This is a genomic window from Microcystis sp. M165S2, from assembly GCF_020245885.1.
Taxonomy (GTDB): domain Bacteria; phylum Cyanobacteriota; class Cyanobacteriia; order Cyanobacteriales; family Microcystaceae; genus Microcystis.
On record NZ_JADBTZ010000189.1, the window covers coordinates 1 to 4,506 of the forward strand.

The following is a 4,506-nucleotide window of genomic DNA, read 5'->3' on the forward strand; positions in this document are numbered from 1 at the left end:
AATCTTGCGATACATTGGTACTAAGGAGAGAAGATGCAAGGGTTTTGAGTAATTTTAGCAGATTCAGGGGCACCTGAGCGACTCTCAATCTAGCTAAAAGCCTTTTCCTGTAAGGTTTTTAGCTTTATTCAGCAGACCCTAATTAGTTAATACCAATAACTAGAACTTTGTTGGGGTTCAGGGGCAAAAGCTAACCAGTAGGGGAATTGTAAAAGAGCGAAATTGAGCCGTTCTTCGGTATCATCGATGATAATGAGCGGTGAATACTTATCCTCGATTAAACGTTCCGCTTTTTGAATTAAAGCTTCGGGAGACTCAAAGAGAACGATGCCGCGGTCTGGTCCAAAATCGGCGCGGGAAATGCCGAGACAATCTTGGAGGCCGCGCCGCCATTCGCCTAAACGTTCGGGACTATTAGCCAGAACTAGAGAACGGAAGCGATCGCCCTGTAATTCCGCCATAATCGAGATAATTGCCGAAGCGACCAGAATATTCTGGAGACGGCTGCCCATACCGCGAACAGTACCCCGGCCTCCCTGTTTAAAGAACCACTGTTGCACCCGTTCGGCATGAATTGGTTCAAAAGTGCGCCGTAGTTGCCAAGGGGGACCGTAATAGTCAGGACGACTGCGATAACGGTCTAAAAGAGTTTGGATGCGCTGATTTTGTTCAGAAAAGCCCTGTCTAGGGGTGGATTGCCCCACCGGTTCCGATTCATAACCCGAACGGTTAGAACGACGGGGTTCTTGCCAATTATCCTGGCCCTGGTTACTGGTACGGGAGGGACGGGGACGTTCTTCGGGATAATCTCGGCCTTGACTGCCACGGGATGGGCGCGGGTTTTCCTCCCGTTCGGTCCGCAGGGGAGGTTCCACGGAGCGGGGGGATTTTTCGGGGGTTTCAAAACGGGGTAATTCCAACTGTTCGGCAGCCGCAGCCAAATCCTGTAAACTGCCCACCAGATAGTCTTTAAATCCCTGAACCCGCACGGCTATGTCCTGGGAGACTCCGGCGAAATTACTCCGCATTTCCTGCCGAATACGCTCACGACGGCGTTCTAACTGTTCGATCGCCAATTCTAAAGCCTGTTTGCGTTGTTCTAGGTCTTTTACGCCTTCCTTGAGCATTCTTTCGATTTGAGCTTTGATATCCCCTAGTTCTTCGGCGATCAAGCGTTCTTTTTCCGCTTTTAACGCCGAGATTTCTGCCGCTAGGCTCTGTTTTTGCCGTTCTAGAGCCGAGATTTCCTCCCGCAGGGGTTGCGCTTGCGCTGGGGGAACTAATTCGCCTTCGGGGGCGATTTCCGATGGCAGGGGATTCTCTACCTGGCGATCGTTCCAGAGATCGTCAAAACTAAATTCTTCGACAGATTCATTGGGTAAGTCTGTCATTTTGTCAAGGGGTAAAACATTAAAATCTTCTGAATTCATCGGCTTTAGAAATGCAGAGCGAACAAAGGGCCAAGGCAGGCAATTAAGACGCTATTAGCTAGATTTTATTTTATCTCAATCTTAGTTCGCTTCTGAGTCGATCGCTTGCGATGCTGCTAAAGGATAGTATTTTTCCAGGCACAGTCTCAGGGTTGCGCTGTCAAAGATAATTGGCAAAAAATGAATGCTGTTAATTTCTTTGAAATAAAATAATATCGGGACTCGATTCCAGAAAATCCGCCAATTTTGCCATTCTTGGTAGGGAAAAGAGCGAATTTGTTGCCCAGATAGATAGACATCTAGGGAGGTGGGGGTAAACTGGAGACGAATGCGGGTAGTCTGGAACATCAAGAATAGTCCTAACAGGGAGAAAATTATTCCGATCCAGACCTGTAAAAAGAGTAAAGGCAGCGATAAAATTACCAAAAACAGGGGAATTCGATAGTTAGGAGCCAGTTCGATCGTTCCTGTTATTTCTTGCGGGGAAATAGTTTTCATCGGTGTCCCTATCGGCAGTCAGCCAAAATATCTTCGCTTCTAGTTTATCCCATTGTTTTTCCAGAGGCGATCGAGATAATCGAGACTCGATCGGGGATGATCTGGTGATGTCATGGTATCGTAGAAGGAGACTTTACCACCATAGGCGCGCCGGAGATTAAAATCGGTTAAGACCTTAGATCGTTGATCTGCGAGGATTAATTCTGTATTTAAGAGGATTAAATCAGCAAAATGGGTGATAGATTCGCCTAAATCATGGTTAACCACCATGACAATTTTATTTTCTTGGGCTAACTCACCAAAGATATTAAAAAGGATGCCCTCGGTTTTTTGATCTACCCCAACGAAAGGTTCATCAAAACAGAAAATCTCCGCTTCTTGGGCCAAAGATCTGGCTAAAAAGACTCTTTGCTGTTGTCCTCCCGACAGCTGACCGAGGGGACGATGGCGTAAATCAGCCATTTCCACCCTTTCTAGGGCATTTAAAGCCTGTTGACGACTAATATGGGAAAAAGGACGAAACCAACCCGTTTTTCTGACTCTCCCCATCATTACCACATCCCAAGCGGTGACGGGATAGGTCCAGTCGATTTGAGATCTTTGGGGAACATAAGCGACTTTATCCAGTTGTTGCTGTAGAGATTGCCCTTGATAGTTAACGGTTCCCTGTTGTACGGGAATTAATCCTAGCATGGCTTTGATCAGGGTACTTTTGCCCGCACCGTTGGGACCGATAATACCGGTTAGTCGTCCTGGATAAATTTTCAGGGTGATATCCCGTAGGGCTTCCACGCCGCGATAATATACTCCTAGATGACTAACTGTAATTGTCGTTCGCATAGTTGTTACCCTGAGTCTTCATTTCTAGCATAACTAAAAATGAGACAATTATGAAGCAACCATGAAAAGATTATGAAAGATAGGCGGGGTGAGATTAATCGCCACTCAGTAAAGCTTCCACGAATTCGTAACTGGAAAAGGGCCGCAGATCCTCGATTCCTTCCCCAGCGCCAACAAAGCGAATCGGTAGGTTAAGCTGACGCGCTACGGCAAGGGCAACACCCCCTTTAGCTGTACCATCGATTTTAGTCAGGATCACGCCGCTTAATTGGGCAGCTTCCGAGAAAACCTCTGCCTGTCGCAGCCCGTTTTGTCCTAAAGTGGCATCGAGAACTAGAAGGGATTCCACCACGGCACTCTCGGCTTTTTTGTCAATAATGCGGCGAATTTTGCTTAATTCTGCCATTAAGTTCTTTTTATTCTGCAATCTTCCCGCCGTATCCACTAAGAGTAATTCTACCTCCCTGGATTTAGCGGCTTCGATGCCATCGTACACCACGGCGGCCGGGTCGGTATTTTTGCCCGGGTTGGCAATTACTTCGACTTGCGATCGCTCTCCCCAAACTTTCACCTGTTCCACGGCAGCAGCGCGAAAGGTGTCGGCAGCGGCGATCATACAGCTATAGCCAGATTGTTTAGATAAATGGGCTAATTTGCCGATAGTCGTCGTTTTACCCACTCCGTTAACTCCTGTGAGCATCCAGATATTTAATTTGCCTTTTTCTGGCTCAAAACTGGGGTTGCTATAATTGGCTAAAGGTGCATCTAAAATCTCGCGGATAATTTCTTTGAGATATTCGATCGCTTTTTCGGGGGGCAAAGCTTCCTGTTTTAGCTTATTTTGGAGGGTAGTGATAATATAATCGGTGGCATCTACCCCCACATCAGCCTGAAGCAATAAAGCTTCGATTTCCTCCACCGCGTCTTGATTGAGGGGACCCTGACCGACCACGGCCTTAAGCTGATTGACCAAGCTGCGGCGCGTTTTGCCTAAACCCTGACGCAATTTTTTTAACCAGGTGATTTCTTCTTCGGAAACGTCCTCTGCTTGTCGTCCCTGATTGGCTAAAACTTTGGCCGACCAGATAAAATCCTCATCCGGTTCTGTGGGGGTTTCGATGGCGGTTTCTTTGAGAATTTCGAGGCGCTCGGATTTTTTCAGCCATGCGGGGGTATTATCCTCGGTTTCCTCTTCTTTAGCTGCTTCTTCCTCTTGCGGAGGTTCTGTTTCAGCAATAGATGTTTCAGGGGTTTCGCTCACGACGGCCTCGGCCGTGGCTTTTTTCTCTTGAATATTTTTAAAGGCTTTTTTGGCCCAATCTAAATATTCTTCCTGACTGGTTGCCCCGCTGGGGGTTTCCTCTACGGGTGCAGGGGGTGCTTGTTCTTGTTCGGGTTGAACTTTCTGACGACGGAACCAGTTAAACATAGGAGAAACTAAACATAAAACTATTTATCTAGTTTATTTTAACCCTTGGGGTGAGCAATTTTGATAGTTAGATTTTTAATTGTGGATTTCTCAGCATTTTTTGCCAGAGATTAAGAGAAAAATATGATCCGAGCAACTCAATCGATAACCTTGATTAAGGATAACTTTGTCTCTTTTTAGGGAAATGCTGTATCCTAGAAAATAGAATAGGAAGGAGAGTCAAAAATGTTAACCGCTACCGACACTAAATATTATACTCCCGAAGAATATCTCGCCCTAGAGGAAACGTCCGAGGATAAAAATGAATAT

Annotated in this window: 4 protein-coding genes; all 4 read right to left on the reverse strand. The window is 46.3% G+C overall.

All coding sequences use genetic code 11. The annotated features are described in order from the left end of the window. Positions 1-146: 146 nt before the first annotated feature. Positions 147-1,430: a DUF3086 domain-containing protein gene (locus IM479_RS09960; protein ID WP_287684265.1), complete on the reverse strand. Its 1,284-nt coding sequence runs from the start codon at positions 1,428-1,430 to the stop codon at positions 147-149. Between the two features lie 81 nt (positions 1,431-1,511). Further along, positions 1,512-1,928 (reverse strand): DUF3119 family protein, encoded by a 417-nt coding sequence (locus IM479_RS09965; protein ID WP_287684266.1) that lies wholly within the window; start codon positions 1,926-1,928, stop codon positions 1,512-1,514. A gap of 39 nt (positions 1,929-1,967) precedes the next feature. Next, positions 1,968-2,768, reverse strand: a complete 801-nt coding sequence (locus tag IM479_RS09970) for a metal ABC transporter ATP-binding protein (RefSeq protein ID WP_287684267.1) — start codon at positions 2,766-2,768, stop codon at positions 1,968-1,970. A 94-nt stretch (positions 2,769-2,862) separates the two neighbouring features. Continuing rightward, entirely contained in the window at positions 2,863-4,197 is a 1,335-nt protein-coding gene (gene ftsY, locus IM479_RS09975; RefSeq protein ID WP_287684268.1) for a signal recognition particle-docking protein FtsY, read from the reverse strand. Between the last annotated feature and the right edge of the window lie 309 nt (positions 4,198-4,506).